Source organism: Actinokineospora baliensis, from assembly GCF_016907695.1.
GTDB lineage: Bacteria > Actinomycetota > Actinomycetes > Mycobacteriales > Pseudonocardiaceae > Actinokineospora > Actinokineospora baliensis.
This window is the reverse complement of the sequence record NZ_JAFBCK010000001.1, coordinates 3,838,960-3,855,793: the sequence shown is the minus strand read 5'-3', so window position 1 is coordinate 3,855,793 and position 16,834 is coordinate 3,838,960. Positions and strand designations below refer to the sequence as shown.

Annotated in this window: 9 protein-coding genes; 3 read left to right on the top strand and 6 right to left on the bottom strand. The window is 71.3% G+C overall.

Annotated features, from left to right (window positions below; all coding sequences use genetic code 11):
• Positions 1-300 precede the first annotated feature (300 nt).
• Positions 301-1,992 carry a sugar nucleotide-binding protein gene (locus JOD54_RS35105; RefSeq protein ID WP_204451643.1) on the bottom strand — a complete coding sequence of 564 codons (1,692 nt, stop codon included), beginning with the start codon at positions 1,990-1,992 and terminating at the stop codon, positions 301-303.
• A gap of 198 nt (positions 1,993-2,190) precedes the next feature.
• Here JOD54_RS35105 and JOD54_RS18020 point away from each other — a divergent pair, with 198 nt between their 5' ends.
• Positions 2,191-3,318, top strand: a complete 1,128-nt coding sequence (locus JOD54_RS18020) for an LLM class flavin-dependent oxidoreductase (RefSeq protein WP_204451642.1) — start codon at positions 2,191-2,193, stop codon at positions 3,316-3,318.
• A gap of 117 nt (positions 3,319-3,435) precedes the next feature.
• Here JOD54_RS18020 and JOD54_RS18015 read toward each other — a convergent pair whose 3' ends face one another.
• The 4 genes from JOD54_RS18015 to JOD54_RS18000 all read right to left on the bottom strand — a co-directional run bounded on the left by JOD54_RS18015 (position 3,436) and on the right by JOD54_RS18000 (position 11,384).
• Positions 3,436-6,936, bottom strand: a complete 3,501-nt coding sequence (locus JOD54_RS18015) for a M28 family peptidase (protein WP_239573418.1) — start codon at positions 6,934-6,936, stop codon at positions 3,436-3,438.
• A gap of 266 nt (positions 6,937-7,202) precedes the next feature.
• Positions 7,203-8,579, bottom strand: coding sequence for a helix-turn-helix domain-containing protein (locus tag JOD54_RS18010; protein ID WP_204451641.1), 1,377 nt, complete (start codon positions 8,577-8,579; stop codon positions 7,203-7,205).
• A gap of 346 nt (positions 8,580-8,925) precedes the next feature.
• Entirely contained in the window at positions 8,926-9,615 is a 690-nt protein-coding gene (locus JOD54_RS18005; RefSeq protein WP_204451640.1) for a response regulator transcription factor, read from the bottom strand.
• Positions 9,612-11,384 carry a PAS domain-containing sensor histidine kinase gene (locus tag JOD54_RS18000; protein WP_204451639.1) on the bottom strand — a complete coding sequence of 591 codons (1,773 nt, stop codon included), beginning with the start codon at positions 11,382-11,384 and terminating at the stop codon, positions 9,612-9,614. The genes JOD54_RS18005 and JOD54_RS18000 overlap by 4 nt, the downstream gene beginning before the upstream one ends.
• A gap of 199 nt (positions 11,385-11,583) precedes the next feature.
• Between JOD54_RS18000 and JOD54_RS17995 the strand changes: the two genes are divergently transcribed.
• Together JOD54_RS17995 and JOD54_RS17990 are read left to right on the top strand one after the other, a co-directional pair.
• Positions 11,584-13,338 (top strand): sensor histidine kinase, encoded by a 1,755-nt coding sequence (locus tag JOD54_RS17995; RefSeq protein ID WP_204451638.1) that lies wholly within the window; start codon positions 11,584-11,586, stop codon positions 13,336-13,338.
• 75 nt (positions 13,339-13,413) lie between these two features.
• On the top strand, positions 13,414-14,067 hold the full coding sequence (locus JOD54_RS17990; protein WP_204451637.1) for a PP2C family protein-serine/threonine phosphatase: 654 nt from the start codon (positions 13,414-13,416) through the stop codon (positions 14,065-14,067).
• Between the two features lie 840 nt (positions 14,068-14,907).
• Here the strand turns inward: JOD54_RS17990 and JOD54_RS17985 are convergent.
• Positions 14,908-16,833, bottom strand: a complete 1,926-nt coding sequence (locus JOD54_RS17985; protein WP_204451636.1) for a methyl-accepting chemotaxis protein — start codon at positions 16,831-16,833, stop codon at positions 14,908-14,910.
• Between the last annotated feature and the right edge of the window lies 1 nt (position 16,834).

Genomic DNA, 16,834 nt, shown 5'->3' with positions numbered 1-16,834 from the left:
CACAGCCCCACCTCGCCCAAGCGGCCACCAGCCCCCAAGTCACCACCACCGCGCCCTAGCCCACACGGACCGCCCCTCCATAGCCCCGCGGCCAGAAGCACCCCGCCCCACTGCTGCCGCACGGCAACCCGCCCGCCGCTCGACGCCGACGCAGCCCCGCACCACCCGCACATCCAGCCCGGCGCTACTGGCCAACACCGATCGGACACAGGCCCCACCAGCGCCCCCTCATCCCAAGCGGGCATCAGCACATCCAGCGCCGCGTCCGCTCATCCCGGGCAGGCACCACCACATCCACCCTCACCGCGGTGACCACCGGTCCAGCACCACGGCCGCCGCGTGTACCCCCAGGAAGACCGCCCCCGACGCCGGTCGGCGCAGCAGGGCGCCCACCACTCCTCGATGCCGCCCCTCCCCGTCCCCGTGCGCCATCGGCAGCGACGTCAGCTCGTCGTTGCCCTTCTGGTAGCGGCGACGTGCCCTTACCAGCTCGCGGGGCCCTCTCGGGACGATCACCTCGTAGCTCGCCGTCGTGACGACCGCGCGTTCTTCGGGGGCGAAGTGCCAGCGGACCCACTTGTCGTCGGAGCGGATGGGGGCGAAGTGGGGCCAGCGGGTGCGGCCGAGGGCGGAGACGGCGTAGGCGCCCATGGTGGCTGGGGATTGGCGGACGTAGGGCAGGGAGCGCCAGGTCCGGTAGTAGGCGCGGGACACGACGCTGTCGGTGTGGGCTATGTGGACGGTGGGGACGGCGAAGTGGGTGCCGGTGCCGGGGGCCAGGGCGCGGGCGAGACCGGTCAGGCTGCCGGGTGAGAGGACGGCGTCCTGGTCGAGGTAGAGGCGGGGGCCTGCGGGCAGCACGGCTTCGGCGGCGTTGATGGCGGGGACCCGGCCGGGCGGGGTGAGCAGCACGGCGCAGCGGGCACCGGCGGCGCGCAGCACGGGGGCCAGCCGCTGGGCGGCGCGCAGCGTGCGGGGTTCACCGTCGTTGACCGCGAGCGCGACGTGCAGGTCGCCGGGGAACTCCTGCTCGGCCAGCGACCCGATCGACCGGTGCAGCACGTCCGCGCCCCGGTACACCGGGATCACCACGCCGAACGCGGGCCGCACCCGCAGCGGTCCCGGCGCCAACTCCGGCCACCTGGCGGCCAGCAGCGCACCGGACATCGCCATGTTCGCCGGGCGTTCGGCACCACCGGGCAGGTCGCGGCGGGAGATCACGCGCAGCCGCGGCACCACCCCGATGCCCTCAGCGACACGAGCTACCAAGTCGCGCGGGGTCAGCACCTCCGGCCCAGCGACGTGCAGCAGACCGCGTGCCCGTCGCTGCCCCAGGCCAACGACAACCCGCGCCGCCGCGGTGAGCGCCAAGGGGGTCCGGTACTCGTCCGCGCACACCGGCACTTCGCGCCCGGCCCGCAACGCGGCCCCGACCCGGGTCCACGTCGTCTGCCTCGGGCACAGGGGATCGCCTTGCAGCAAGGAGAACCGGGCGACAACACCCGCGTTCTCCTCCAGCACAGCCCGTTCCCCCGCGAGCTTGGTGCACGCGTAGGCGGACCGCGCCACGGGTGCGTCCTGCTCCCGGTAGCGCCGTCGAGCGGTGCCCTCCCAGATGAAATCGCTTGACGGGTAAAGCATCCACGCGTCCTCTTGACGCGCGTACGCGGCCAACCGCCGCGCCACAACGGTGTTGAGCGCCCACCCGCGCCGCGGGTCGAGCGCCACCTGCCCCGGCGCGGACACCGCGGCCAAGTGGACCACGTGGGTCGGCCGGTACCGGCGCAGCACCGCGTCCAGGTCGTCACCGCGGCGGAGGTCAAGGGGCAGAACGGTTCCGTGCGCACCGGGGCACGGCCGCGCGCCGACCCCCAGCACAGCGGCACCCGTGTGCGCCAGCTGTTCCATCACGTGGGCACCGAGCTGCCCACACGCCCCGGTGACCAACCACCGACCCGACACACCGTCGTCGAGCACCTCAACCGCGGACAAGAGCGTCTCCCCCCGGGACAGGTCCCACCGTCGAGAAGATCGTTCGCGGCCCGGCCGCCGATACTGCGCCGAACGGGTCGAACCCGGGCGCAACCGGTCACCGGCGGTGCGTATTCCCGGCGTTCCACATCGCGGACCACCCCCCGACCGGGCGGTAGCGTCGAGATGATCGAGGTCGGGGCGAGGAAGGGACCAGCCATGTCCATCCCACTGTCCATCTTGGACTTGGCGGCGGTGGCCTCCGGCCGCACGCCTGCCGAGGCGGTGCGCGACACGATCGACCTGGCCAGGCGGGCCGAGCAGTTCGGCTACCAGCGGTTCTGGGTCGCCGAGCACCACTTCGCCAGCGGGGTGGCCTCGGCGGCGCCCGCCGTGCTCAGCGCGCTGATCGCGGGCGCGACCAGCAGCATCCGGGTGGGGTCCGGCGCGGTGCTGCTGGGCTACTACACCCCGGTCTCGGTGGCCGAGCAGTTCGGCACCATCGCGCTGGCGCACCCCGGCCGGGTCGACCTCGGCCTCGGCCGCTCCGGCCTGGTCCGGGCCCGCGACTGGGCGGGCAAGTTCAACGCGGCGAACGCCCCGGCGGCACCCGCGCGCCTGGTGGACGGGCTGCTCATCCCCGGCAAGGCCAAGGCGAACCTGGGCGACCCGGAGGTCCGGCGCAGGCTGGAGGCCGGTCAGCGGCTGCTCGGGGCCCGGGAGGAGGACGTCGACTACAGCGAGCAGGTCCGGCAGATCCTGGCCTTCCTCACCGCGGGCTACACCGCCGAGGACGGGACGCGGTTCCACGCCCCCGCCGCGGAGGGCACCGACACCCAGGTCTGGGTGCTGGGCTCCAGCGCGGGACCGAGCGCTCAAGCGGCTGCGGAGCTGGGCCTGCCGTTCACCGCGAACTACCACGTGAGCCCGTCGTCGGTGCTGGAGGCGGTCGAGGCCTACCGGGCGGCGTTCGTCCCGTCAGTGGCCTTCCCGCGGCCGCACGTGATGGTCTCCGCGGACGTCGTGGTCGCCGAGGACAGCGCCACCGCGCGCGAGCTCGCCGCGCCCTATGCCCAGTGGGTGCTCAGCATCCGGGCGGGCGACGGCGCCATCCCGTTCCCGACCCCGGCCGAGGCGGCGGCCTTCGAGTGGACCGAGGAGCTGCGCGGCCTGGTCGACGACCGCGTCCAGACCCAATTCGTCGGCACCGCAGACGAGGTCGCCGACAAGCTGCGCACGCTGCAGCGGGTCACCGGCGCCGACGAGCTGATGGTCACCACGCTCACCCACCAGCACGCCGACCGGGTGCGCTCGTTCGAGCTGCTGGCCAAGGAGTGGATCAGCTAGACCCACGGGTCCACTGTGGATCCACCGCAGACCCGTTCGGGGGGAACAAGAACCGGCGGGGTGGGACTTCGAGTCCCACCCCGCCGGTTCTGCTATTCAGTTGTCGCGATCAGGTGATCAGCTGGTCTGCAGCGCCACATCGTCGATGAGGAAGCTGGTCTGCAGCGACGCGTCCTCGACACCGTTGAACTTCACGGTGACCGACTGACCCGCGTACTGGCCGACGTTGATCGTGCGCTGCACGTACGAGCCGCCCGCGTCCACGTTCGAGTAGCTGGCGACGGTGGTACCACCCACGGTCACGGTCAGCTTGTCGTACTGGACGTTCTCGGTCTCGTTGGTGGTGATGCGCAGCCAGTAGGTCAGCGTGGAGTTGGTGCAGCCCGCCGGGATGGTGACGGTCTGCGCCGCGCTGTCGGTCCGGGTGGAGCCCCAGCCGTTGAGCCACGCCTTCCAGGAACCGCCGTGCGGGGCCTCCTGCGCCGAGCTGTCGATGACGCCCGAGGTGGTGGTCCACGGCGAGGTGCCGGACTCGAAGCCGCCGTTGACGATGACGTTCGAGCCGGTGCAGTTGCCCGGGTTGGTGTTGCCCACGGTCAGGTTGTAGGTCGCCGAACGCGTGGCCGACCCGACACCGGAGATCGTGATCTGGTAGTTGCCCGAGGCGGTGGACGACCCGACGTTGATGGTCGCGGTCGAGGACGAGCCGGTCTGCACCGAGGACGGGCTGAAGGACACGGTCACGCCCGAGGGAGCGCCGGTGGCCGACAGGGTGACGTTCTGCGCCGAGCCAGAGGTGGTCTGGGTCGACACCGTGGTGGTGGCCGAGTTGCCCGGCTGGACGGTGCCAGAGGTCGGGTTCAACGACACGGAGAAGTCGTTGGTCGGCGTGGTGGTGCCCACGGCCTGCTTCCAGATCGTGTACGCGACACCGTCAGCGCTGCGGTCGAGGGCCGTGGCGTTGATGTTGGAGGTGGTGTCGCAGGAGCTGTGGTAGCAGGAGTCGTAGGCGGCGTTCGCGGTGCCGCCCCACTTCTGCGCCTCAGCGGCGGTCTTGCGCGCCGACGCACCGGTGGCGTAGCCCGAGGACGGGATGCCCGCGTTCTGGAACGAGTAGTCGTCGGAGCGGCCAGCGCCCTCGACGTTCTCCTGCGGCGCCAGGTTCAGCGAGGTCCAGTACTCCTTGAGCGGCGCGGCCGCGGTGGTGTTGATGTTGTTGATGAAGTAGCCGCCGTTCTTGGAGGCCACCATGTCGAAGTTGTAGTACGCCTTGATCTGCGACTTCGCGGTCGAGCTCAGCTGGTTGACGTAGAACTTCGAGCCGTTGAGGCCCTGCTCCTCGTCGGTCCACCAGGCGAACCGGACGTGCTTGAGCATGGTCGGGTTCTTGGCGGCGAGCTGCAGGGCGTTCTCCAGCAGCGTGGCCGAGCCCGAGCCGTTGTCGTTGATGCCGGGGCCCGCGGAGACGCTGTCCAGGTGCGCGCCGAACATGATCGTCTGGGCGGTGTCGCCACCGGGCCAGTCGGCGATCAGGTTGTTCGACACGTAGGTGCAGCTGCTGCAGCTCTGCTCGGCGACGGTGAAGCCCGCCTGCTGCAGCTTGCCCTTGATGTAGGCGACGGACTGGGTGTAGCCGGAGCTACCCGCGCGGCGGTTGCCGCCCGCGTTCGTCGCGATGGTGTTGAGCTGGGTCAGGTGCGCCTGGACCGCGGCCACGTCGATGTTCGGCGCGCCCGGGTCCGGGTTGCCGCCACCGGTCACGGTCAGCGAGTAGGTCGCGGTGTGGCTGGTGGCGCCCGCCGCGGTCACGGTGATCGAGTAGGTGCCGTTGGCCACCGAGGAACCGACGTTGACGGTCGCGGTGGAGGACGAGCCGGTCTGCACCGAGGTCGGCGAGAACGACACGGTCACGCCCGAGGGCTGACCCGAGGCGGACAGGGTCACGTTCTGCGCCGAGCCAGAGGTGGTCTGGGTCGCGACGGAGAAGGTGCCCGAGTTGCCCTTGGCGATCGAGCCCGAGGACGGGTTCAGCGAGACGCTGAACTCGTTGCCCGGGGTGCCGGTGCAGGTGGGCTCACCGGACTGCGCGGGCAGGGTGATGGCGTCCCACGCGGCCTTGGTCTTGTTGAAGAAGTTGCAGGTGGAGTCGAGGTTCTTCGCGGCGGTCAGCGTCGCGACGCGGTACTTCTTGTAGGTCATGCCCGAGGTCTTGAGGAGCATGCCGCCGTAGAAGATGCGACCGGCGTCCTTGATGCCCAGGCCGGTGACCGAGGACGGGCCGCCGGAGCAGATCGGGCTGGTCGGCTTGCCGCCGCCGGGGTTGTTGCCCTCGGCGAGCAGGTAGAACCAGTGGTTGAGCGGGCCAGCGGCCGCGTGCACCTCGGTGTTGGGGATCGAGGAGCTGTAGCAGTTGGGGTTGTTGCTCACCAGGGACGGGTTGTACATGTTGCGGATCGGACCGTTGCCGACGAGGTTGATCGTCTCGCCGACCAGGTAGTCCGGGACGTCCTTGGCGTTGTTGGCGTAGGCCTCGGTCAGGGCGCCGAAGATGTCACCCGTGCCCTCGCCGAGACCCGACTCCGAAGAGGTGCCACCGGGGGTGTTCTGGTCCAGGCCGTGGCCGTACTCGTGGCCGACGACGTCCATGGACGCGATCCACTTGCCCGCGGAGTTCTTGCCGATGGTGATCTGCGAGCCGTCCCAGTAGGCGTTCTGCTCGTTCAGACCGACCTTCGCGGGCCAGCTGCGGCCGGAGCCGTTGTGCCCGTTGCGGCCCATCCAGTCGCGGAGCATGTTCCACTCCTGCTGGGCGGCGTACATCAGCTCGCCGCAGCCGGTCTCCTTGCTCGTCTCCGAGCCGGTGCCCCAGGAGTCCGAGGACTTCGAGAAGACGGTGCCACCGGAGTAGTCAGCGCACTGCAGACCCGGGCGGTTCGGGTCCACGAGGCGGTAGGTGCCGCCGGAGTTGGTGGTGTCGATGTTGACGTTGCCGTTCCACTCACCGTTGACGGTGCCGTGGGCGGCGTCCTCGACCTTGTCCAGGACCGCGCCGGAGTTGGCGTCGACCCAGACGTTGAGGTGGCTCGGGCCACCCTCCTTGGTCGAGCCGACCAGCACGTGCTCCCAGGCCAGCTTGGGCGCGTCGTTGACGACCTTGACGACCAGGCGGCTGGACTCGACCTTGGTGGTCTTGGCCTGCAGGCCGCGCGAGGTCTGCTCGGCGGCGGCCTTGGTGACCACGGCGGAGGTGGACGGGACGGCCACCTTCGACTTCGTGGCGGCCATGATCGCCTGGACCCGGCCCTGGCCGTCGGCCAGGACGGTGGCGTCGCCGCCGACGACCGGCAGGCCGCGGTAGCTGCGCTGGTAGGAGACCGAGTAGAGGTCGTTGAAGTACGGCGTGACCAGGTCACGCGAGTACGCCTCGTCCGGACCCTTGGCCAGGGCGTCGGCGCCGCTGACCGCGGCGCGGTCGGCGGCGGAGACGGCGAGCGCCTGGCGGTCCTGGGCTTGGGCCTGCTGCTCCTGGCTGGCGAACACCGGGCTGACGGTCAAGGCGACCGCCGTCCCGGCGAAGACAGCCAGGGCGACCCCGGCCGTCATCGTTCTGCGCTTCATCGAATACTCCTTGTGGGCAGGGTGTTGCTCGACGCGCCCCGGCTCCCGCCTCGTGGGCTGAGCACCGCCGGGTGGGGATCGGGACGTCACCGAGCGCAGCGAAGCATTCAGATATGGCCATGAAACAGTCAATGGAATCCACAGTGGGAACGACCGATTGTCAAACACCGGCAAATTCGTCACACGGGGCCCACCGGGGCTTTTCCGCATCGCCCCTGGTAAATGCCGGAGTTCTATTTGTCCGATTCGCCGAGAATCATTTCCTGCTATGGCCGGACCGTATGCCCACCGGTCCGCTCGGCGAACGCGCGGACCGAGGCGACCGCGCCCCAGCGGCGGCCGAGCCTGGTGCGCAGCCCGGCGAGCTCCGCGGTGATGGTCGAGCGGCCCGCCGCCTCGGCCGCGGACCACACCGGCTCGGCGAGCGCCACCGCGGCGTCCGGTTCCCCGGCGCAGGCGTGCGCGTCGGCCAGCCGCACCGCCAGCAGCAGCGCGGCGGGGCGCATCCGCTCGGGCACCAGGGCCACTGATTGCCCGGTCACGACCACGGCCTGCCTGGCGAGCGCCCGGTCCCCGGTGAGCGCGGCCAGGTCGCGCAGCGCGGCACCGGCGGCGGCGTCGACCCGGAGCCTGCCCATGTCCCCGACCAGCCAGGGGACCTCCAGGTGGTCGCGCTCCCCCAGCCGCCCCAGCGCGGTCTCGGCGGCGGCCATGGCGCGTAACGCCTCGGCGTCGTCCCCGGCGATCGCGTGCCCCCTGGCCAGGGATAACTGGGCCAGGACGGTGGTCCACGGGCGGGCGGTGTCGGCGACGGCCATCGCCCGACCGCAGGCCAGAGCCGTGTCGGCGTCGCCGTCGAGCCTGGCCAGGGTGCTGACCTCGGCCAACAGCCGGACCCGGGCGCCGACGTCGCCGACCAGGTCGGCGCGGGCCAGGCCGTGGCCGAACCAGGCCATGCTGAGCGTGGTCTGCCCCCGGTGCATCCGCAGCCTGCCCGCGATCGCCGAGTAGTGCGCGGTCAGCCGCAGGTGGGCGGCGTGCGGCTCGTCGGCGGCGTCACCGAGGCGGGTCAGCGCGTGCAGCACCCACTCGACCGCGGGTAAGACCGAGGCCGACTCGCTCTCCAGGCTGACCCGGCTGTACTCGCCGAGCAACGCGGTCAGCACGTGGGTCAGGTCGGGGTCGAGGCCGCGGGGCGCCCGACGGCCGGGGCCGAGCAGGGCGAGCAGGTCACGGGCGGTGTCGAGGTCGGGAACCGGGCAGCCCACCGGGCCGTGCAGCGGGCAGCCGACACCGTCGACGGGCAGGTCCGCGGGCCAGAACCGGACGGTGACCGGCACCGATTCCTGACCGGCGCCGGGCAGCAGCGACAGCAGGGTGCGTTGCGGTGGCTCGGGTTCACGGGCGGGTTCGCGGCACAGCGCGACCAGTTCGCCGTCCGCGCCGAGGATCGTGTCGAGGCATTCGACCAGGCCGGAGGGGGGAACCCGGACGCCGCTCTCGAGCTTGGAGATGAGGCTGTGGTGGTAGCCGACCCGCAGGCCGAGCTGGGCCTGGGTCAGCCCGGCCCGCCTGCGCCACTCGCGCATCCGGCGGCCGAACTCGGGCCAGTGCGCGGACTGCCCGCTCGCGTGGCCAGCCATGCCGCCTCCCGCTCGCCTGGCCCGCACGGGCCGTCGAAAGCGGGGAGCGTAGCACCGCCCCGGAAAACCCGGTGTGTTCTGCCCCACACTCAGAACATGGGAAATAAACAGACGGCGATCAGCGGAGATCGGCGTGTCAATTCGCGGTATTCACCGTCAGCATTCGGCCGCGATATCGGTGCTTATTCACGACCACCGATAAACGGACATCCACCACGACACCGGACATCGCGAATGCGTCCGATGCGCCTATTGTCCACATTGCGGCGGCTGGCCGAATTGGTACGGTCTGTCGATATCGAGCGGTGTGCTCGGATCGCGGCGGTGTGCCCGGATCGCCGGGCGGTCAGGACTTGGGCACGTCGTAGCGGTAGCCCATGCCGCGGGCGGCCTTGATCGGCGAGTCGTCGGCCGACCAGTTGAGCTTGCGGCGCAGCCGCAGCACGGCGAACTTGACCCGGTCGGCACCGATGCCGGTCGGGTCGTTCCACACCAGGTTGAGCAGCTGGCGCGGCGAGAGCACCGCGCCCCGGTGCTGCACGAACGTCGCCAGCAGCCGGTACTCGGTGGCGTTGACCTCGGCCTCGACGCCGTTGACGAACACCCGGCGGGAGCGGTGGTCCATCCGCACCACGCCGTCGTCGTAGACCTCGGCCTGGCTGGTGCCACCCGCCTGCTCGGTGCGGCGCAGGATGGCCTCGATGCGGGCGAGCAGCTCGCTGGTGGAGAACGGCTTGGTCAGGTAGTCGTCGGCGCCGCCGCGCAGGCCGCGGACCTTGTCGGCCTCCATGCCGTGCGCGGTGAGCAGCAGCACCGGCACGTCGCTGACGTCGCGGATGCGCTCGAGCACCATCCAGCCGTCGATCACCGGCAGCCCGATGTCGAGCAGCACCAGCGTCGGGTGCGACTCGTGCAGCGCGCGCAGGCCCTGGCGCCCGTCGGGGGCGACGGTCACCTCGTGCCCGGCCCGCTCCAGGATCACCCGCAGCGCCAGCGCGATGTCCGGCTCGTCCTCCACCACCAGCACGTTGCTCATCGCCGCCCCATCCCGCCGGTCCCGATCCCCCCGCTGATCCCGACCCCCGTGCCGCCCCGCCGCTCGCCGCCGCGCGCGTCGCCGAGCTCGTCGTCCACCCCGACCTCGGCTGGCAGGGTCACCAGCACCGTGGTGCCGACGCCCTCGGTGCTCTCGATGGACATCGCCCCCTGGTGCACCGCGACGATCTGCTTGCAGATGGACAACCCCAGCCCGCTGCCGGGGATGCCCGCCGCGCCCGCGTTGGAGGCCCTGGTGAACGCCTCGAACAGACCGGGCAGGTCCGCGGCGGGCACGCCGATGCCGGTGTCGGACACCGAGATGGTCCAGCTGGCCGCGTCCGAGCGCGCCTCGACCCGCACCGCGCCGCCCGCCCTGGTGAACTTCAGCGCGTTGGTCAGGACGTTGTCCAGCACCTGGGTGAGCCGGGCCGGGTCGCCGTGGATGTGCGGGCCCGCGCCCACCGCCGAGGTGACCGAGATGCCCGCCCGCGCCCCGATCGGCACGTGGTTCTCGGTGGCCTTGGTGACCAGGTCGGCCACGTCGATGTCGGTGAACGACATCGACAGCTGGTGGGTCTCCAGCCGCGAGAGCAGCAGCAGGTCGTCGACCAGGCGCAGCAACCGGTTGGCGTTGCGGCTGATCACCGCCAGGTGCGCGGCCTGCTGGGCCGAGAGCGGCTCCGGGGTGTCCTCCATCATCTCGGCGAAGGCCAGCACCGCGGTCAGCGGTGTGCGCAGCTCGTGCGAGACGGTGGCCACGAAGCGGCTCTTGAGGTTGGCCGCCTCCTCCAGCGCCCGGTTGGTCTCCTCCAGCTCCGAGCGGGCCACCGACTCGCGGGTGATGTCGCGGAAGTACCAGAGGGTGCCCATCGAGGAGCTGGCCCGCAGCGGCACCAGGTCGCAGGTGACCACCCGCCCGCCTGCCAGCAGCAGCCGCACCGCCCGGTGCACCCGCCCGGAGCGCACCATCCGGTCGAGCATCTCCCAGGCGACGCCCGGGTCGGTGCACTCGCTGGCGATCAGGTCGAGCAGCTCGGCCACGGTGGCGCCGGTGACCTCGCGGCCGGGGCGGAAGATCCGGTCGAAGGCGGTGTTGTCCATCAGCACCCGGTACCCGTCGTCGACGACCACCCCGCCCGCCAGGTGCAGCACCAGCTCGCGCAGCCTGGCCCGCTCCACGGCAAGCGCCCGGTCGGCGGCGCGCTTCTCGGTGACGTTGTGCCCGTGGGCGACCACGGCGTTGATGCCGGTGGTCTCCAACAGGTTGATCATGCTGACCGCCAGCACCAGCCACCGGCCGTCGGCGTGCCGGATGCGCACGTCCACCTCGACCTGCGACCCCGGCGAGGCGGCCAGGGAGGCGTAGGCGCGCTGCAGGCCGCCGATGTCGTGCGGGTGCACCAGGGTGCCGAGCTGGTGCGGGTCGACCGTGCCGAGGGGGTAGCCGAGCACGTCGCGCAGGGCGTCGGGCGCCGCGTTCATGCTGCCGTCGGGGTTGACGGTGACCACCAGGGCCCGGTCGGCGACCGGCTGCAGGCCGGAGCGGGGCAGCGGGACCACGTCGTCGTCGCGGTCGTTGAGCGCGCTGACCAGCCCGATGACCGAGCGCAGCACCGTGGTGTCGTCGGGGTCGAGGCCACCGCGGACGGCCTCGTGCAGCAGGTCGGTGACCTGCGCCGGGTCGTCGCCGCCGAGCAGGCGGGTGGCCTCGTCGAGCAGGCCCGCGAGGGCGGGCCTGGCTCGCTGGCCTGCCTGGTCAGACGACATAGGTTCACTCCAGTGGCGGTACGGGGCGTCCCCCGAGCCACATTACGAGCGCGGCCGGTCCGAGCCAGCCGATCCGGTCCACGATGGACGATTTTCACCGTATCGAGTGGACCCCGGTAGCGAATCCGGTGCGGAACGGTTGTCATCACCGCGACCTGGTGCCCGCTGTTCGCCACACTGATCACATCAAGGAGGTCACATGGCGGACACCACCGCGGGCTCCCCGTGGGACTGCGCGGCCGCGGTGCGCGCCGTCACCTGGGCCGACCGCTCGGGTCGGGCGGTGTACGCCGCGCTCGGCCTGCTGCGCGGACTGCCGGGGGTGCTCGACGCTGGCGTGGGCACCGAGGTGCCCGACGCCTCGGTCACCGTCGCGCTGACCTCGGGCGGGGCGGTCTCGGTGCGCTGCGACGGCGAGCCCGACCCGAGGCTGGAGCCGCTGGTGGACACCGTCGCCGCCGCGCTCGACGCCGCCCGCGCCGACGGCGGGGTGATCGACTTCCGGGACGCGGTGATCGCGCAGATGCCCAGCATCGTCGCGCTGTTCACCCCGGACGGGGTGCTGCGCTGGAGCAACATGGTGCACTGGCCCGACGGCACCCCCGTCCGCTACGGCGAGACGACGCTGTCGGCGATCACCTCGCTGGTGCACCCGGACGACCAGCGGCGGCTGGCTGGCCTGATCGAGAACCTGCACACCGAGGACCGCGGCGGGCAGATCCGGCACTCGGCGCGGGTGCGCACGCCGCTGGGCTGGCGGGTGCTCGACATCGACTTCCTCGACCGCATCGACGACCCGGTGATCGGCGGGCTGGTGGCCTTCGCGCACGACATCACCGCGCTGCAGGAGGCGCAGCGGGAGACCAGGGTGGCCGCGGCCCGGTTGCGGTACCTGGTGGACTCGCTGGAGGTCGGTGTCCTGCTGCAGGACGACGACCGCGTGGTGCTGACCGCGAACACGGCCGCGGCCACGATGCTGGACCTGCGCAGGCCCTCGGCGGAGCTGACCGGGCTGCACGCCGAGGTGGTCCGGGAGCTGCGCGGGCTGCCCCCCGGGCACTACGTGGCGATCGACGAGCTCGCCAAGCGGTGGATGCGCGAGGGCGTCCCGGTGCGCGGGGCGACGGTGCAGCTGGGGCCGGACCGGGTGCTGGAGGTCGACTTCGTGCCGGTCCAGTTCGACCAGGAGCGGCTCGGGCACCTGTGGGTGCTGCGCGACGTCACCGAGCAGGTCGAGTCGCAGCGGTCCCTGCAGCGCCGCAACGCGGAGCTGTCGCGGTTGGCCTCGCTCAAGACCGAGTTCATCGCGACGGTGTCGCACGAGCTGCGCACCCCGCTGACCACGCTGACGTCGCTGACCCCGCTGCTGACCGACGGCAAGGGCGACCGGACGCTGGCGCTGGCGGTGGACCGCAACGTGCACCGGATGGCGACGCTGGTGGAGACGCTGCTGTTCCTGGCGGGCCTCGAGTCGCACTCGCGGCACCTGGAGCTGGCGCCGATCCGGGTGGAACCGCTGGTGGCCGAGCAGATCGCCACGCTCACCGGCCCCGCCACCGAACGCGGGGTGACCGTGGTGAACGACCGCGGCACCGACGTCACGGTCCTCACCGGGGACCGGGACCTGCTGGCGCGCATGGTGCACCACGTGGTCGCCGCCGCGATCGGCAGCTCGCCCCCGTCGGCCTCGGTGCACGTGCGCTGCGCGGTGGAGGCCGACGACTGGGTGCTGGAGGTCACCGACGAGAACCCGCTGCCCGGCGACTCCGGCAGGCTGTTCACCACCATGCCCTTCGGCGGCGAGGGCGACCGGTTGATCGGGTCCGGCCTCGGCCTGGTGCTGGCGCGCGCGATCGCCGAGCGCCACGGCGGGGCGATGCTGCTGACCCCGGCGCACAGCGGCAACGGGACCGTGATCCGGGTGGAGCTGCCGGTGGCCGGGCCGAGTTCATAAGCCGCGATCAGGCCGTCCACAGCAATCTCACAGCATGCGGGCCCACCGTGGGGTGCATGGAGTGAGGAGGCCCTCGTGGACTGGCACCTGGCGGGAACCCAAGGCAAGCGGCGCTTCAACGCCGACGCCGCCGCATCCGGCACCATCGGCGACACGCTCGTCTTGGCCCTGGCCGACGGCATAGGCGACACCCCGGAGGCCGCCATGGCCGCCCGAGTGGCCACCGCAGCCGCCACCACTGTCGGTTGGAGCCCCCTGGAAGGCGTCCTGGCCGCCCAACGCGCCGTCCGAGCCCTCCCCACCGGCGACTGCGTCCTCGTGGTCGCCCATGCGACTCCTGGCGGCTACCGGGTGGCTTGGGTGGGCGACACGCGCGCCTACACGTGGGATGGCTCCCTTACGCAGCTGACAACGGACCACACGGTGGCGCAGTACTTCGCGAGCCGAGGAGTGGCGGTCGCGGCGCGTCTGGCGAATGTGGTGACGGCTAGCGTGCGGACGGTTGAGGCGGGTGCGATCGGTGCTGTGGATACGTATCGTTGCGCGACGCTGGTGTTGACGACGGATGGGGTCCACAAGGGACTGTCGGTGGAGCGGATGGGGGCGTTGGCGGGGCGGGAGGATGCTGCTGCTGCGTTGGTGGCGGCTGCTGGGTCAGCGGACAACGCTACGGCGATTGTGGTGTCGGGGTGTGCGGGAGCAGTGACGCGAGCGTTGGCTGTGGCGTAGCTTCGGTTGTCCACAACGGGGTTGGTTGTCCACAGGCTGGTTTTCTGCTGCCGTTCTGTCTGCGCGCCTCGGTAAGCTGTGTATCGGGGGCTGCTGGGGTAGATGATCTTCGGCTCGTCGCTTCGCGCCTTGCATCGGATCATCGGCTCGCCTTCGGCATCGCGCGCCGATCCGCGATTTAACTGCCAGCTCGATGTGGTGGACCTGTTTTGCGTGGGGCCCCTACGACAGCCGTGGCAGGACCGCAAAGCTGGGGCCGAAAAGCATGGCCCTGTCCGCGCAGGAACGCTACGACTGCCGCTCCCCCACACAAAACAGGTCCACCCCATCGAGCAGTTGGCACCAGCGACTTCCGGGAGCGGTGGTGGGGTTGAGTGGGCTGGCTCGGTGGGTTGGGTTGGCACGCCAGCTTCCGGGAAGCGGTGGTCGACCAGGTGGGTTGGCCCGGTGAGTTGGGCTGGCAGGGCTGACTCGGCGGGCCGGGGTGGGTGGGCTGGCTCGGTGGGCGGGTTTGGCACGATGGCTTCCGAGGAGCGGTGGTCGACCAGGTGGGTTGGCTCGGCGGGTTGGGTGGGCACCAGCGGGTTCCGGGGAGCGGTGGTTGGGCTGGCACCGACACTTCGGGTGTATCTCCCAGGATGGCGCTGTCCACTGAGGCCTATCCGGACAGAGCGGTTGTCCAAGGATCCTCGGCCGGTTGTCCACAGGCCCTAAGTCGCGCAGAGGGTTTCTGTCGTTGGTGGTCGGTAAGCTGTGTATTGGGGGGTGCTTGGGGTGGTTTGATCTTGGTGCCAGCTCGGTGGCCCCGCTCCGGCAAAGGGAACGGGGCCACCAAGGGGGCTAGATCGTGAAGCGGCTGACGATGCCGCGCATGCGTTCGGCGGTGCCTGCCAGTTCGTCGGCGGCTGCTGCGGTCGACACGGCGCCGGTGGTGGTTTGTTCGTTCTCGGTGACGACGTCGTTGATGCCGTCGGCTATTTCTCGGGCGCCGGAGGCGACCTGGCCGATGGCTCGGCTCATGTCGCCGGTGGTGGCGGACTGCTCTTCGACGGCGGCGGCGATGGTGGTCTGGAAGTCGTTGATGCGGGCGATGACGCCCGCGATGCCCTCGATGGCTTCGACGGCGGCCTTGGCGTCGGCCTGGATGGCGTCGACCTTGGCCGAGATGTCGCCGGTGGCCTTGCTCGTCTCGTGGGCCAGGTCCTTGACCTCGCCCGCCACGACGGCGAAGCCCTTGCCGGACTCGCCTGCCCTGGCGGCCTCGATGGTCGCGTTGAGCGCCAGCAGGTTGGTCTGGTCGGCGATCGCGGTGATCACCTTGACGACCTCGCCGATCTGCTTGGAGCTGTCCTCGAGCCTGCCGATGGTGGCCTGGGTGGCCAGGGCCGCGTCGACGGCCTCGACCGCGACGGCGGCGGCCTTGCTGGCGCCGGAGGAGATCTCGTCGATGGCGGAGGTCATGCCCTCGGCGCCGGTGGACACCGAGGTGACGTGGGCGGAGACCTGGTTGGCGATGGAGCCGACCTCACCGGCGCGGGCCGCGCTGGACTGGGCGGTGCGGCGCAGTTCGCCGGAGACCGCCGACAGCTCGGTCGAGGCGCTGGCGACCCCCTCGGCGTCGCCCTGCAGTTCCTCGATGGCGGACTTGACCCGGCCGAGGGCCTCGTTGAGCGCGTGGCCCATCTGGCCGACCTCGTCGCGGGTGTCGACCGACACGCGCTGGGTGAGGTCGCCGTCGGCGAGGGCGCGCAGGGTGTGCACGGTGCGGCGCAGCGGCACGGTGGCCGACAGGTAGAAGCCGACCAGCAGGTAGCCGACCAGCAGCACCGCGACCAGGGTGGCGATCTCCACGACCAGCGCGTTGTGCTCGAACGCGGCGATGCGGGTCTGCAGCAGCTCGTCGAGCTCCGGGCCGAGCTTGGCCATCAGCTGCGCGAGCTCGGTGCGCGCGGTGTCGCCGGTGGCCGCGGTGACCGCGGTCAGGTCGCCGGTCTCCACCGCGGTGTTGACCTGCGCCAGGATCGCCTGCAACGCCTTCTGCTCGGCGTCCACATCGGACTTCGCGGCGGCCAGCTCGGTGCGGGCGGTCTTCTCGAAGGAGGTCTTCATGCCGGTGCCGACCGCGGCCTGGGTGCTCTCCAGCGCCCCGGACGCCTTCGACAGCCGCAGCCTGGTCGTCTGCAGGCCCTCGGCGGACCCGTCGGCGACGGCCAGCTTGGCGTCGTCGACGACCTGGCCGGTGGTGTCGAGCAGGGCGGGCAGGCGGAACACCAGCGCGTCCATCAGGTAGTACGAGTCGAGGTCGGGGTCCAGCGTCAGGTTCGACGTGTCGGAGATGGCCACGATCAGGGTCAGCAGCGCCGAGGACGCCTTGGTGTAGCTGTCGTAGGCGCTCTGGCCGGTGCCCGCCGCGGCGGTCAGCGCGGTGCGCGCGGTGCGCCACGCGTCGGTGACACCCAGCTCGGCACCATAGGTGGCATCGACGGCGTCAACGGCGGTGATCTCGTCGGAGATCGACGACACCGACGTCCCGGCGGAAGCGGCGGCGCGGGCCTCGACGGTCGCGGCGGTCAGGGTGAGCACCGGCCGCAGGTAGGCGACGCCGTCGCGCTCCTTGGCGCTGAAGTCGATCTGCGAGCTCTGGATCCCGATGTAGCCCCAGGCGACGAAGCCCAGCGGCAGCAGCAGCACCACGGTGAGCAGGAGGATCTTGTGCGCGTACTTGAGCCTGCCCAGCAGGGCGCTCGCAGGGGCGAACAGTGCCACG

What these genes read in the sequence shown, in the direction of transcription:
- JOD54_RS18020 (WP_204451642.1), top strand. Translation starts at nt 2,191, where the DNA reads ATGTCCATCCCACTGTCCATCTTGGACTTGGCGGCGGTGGCCTCCGGC.
- JOD54_RS18015 (WP_239573418.1), bottom strand. Translation starts at nt 6,936, where the DNA reads ATGAAGCGCAGAACGATGACGGCCGGGGTCGCCCTGGCTGTCTTCGCC.
- JOD54_RS18010 (WP_204451641.1), bottom strand. Translation starts at nt 8,579, where the DNA reads ATGGCTGGCCACGCGAGCGGGCAGTCCGCGCACTGGCCCGAGTTCGGC.
- JOD54_RS18005 (WP_204451640.1), bottom strand. Translation starts at nt 9,615, where the DNA reads ATGAGCAACGTGCTGGTGGTGGAGGACGAGCCGGACATCGCGCTGGCG.
- JOD54_RS18000 (WP_204451639.1), bottom strand. Translation starts at nt 11,384, where the DNA reads ATGTCGTCTGACCAGGCAGGCCAGCGAGCCAGGCCCGCCCTCGCGGGC.
- JOD54_RS17995 (WP_204451638.1), top strand. Translation starts at nt 11,584, where the DNA reads ATGGCGGACACCACCGCGGGCTCCCCGTGGGACTGCGCGGCCGCGGTG.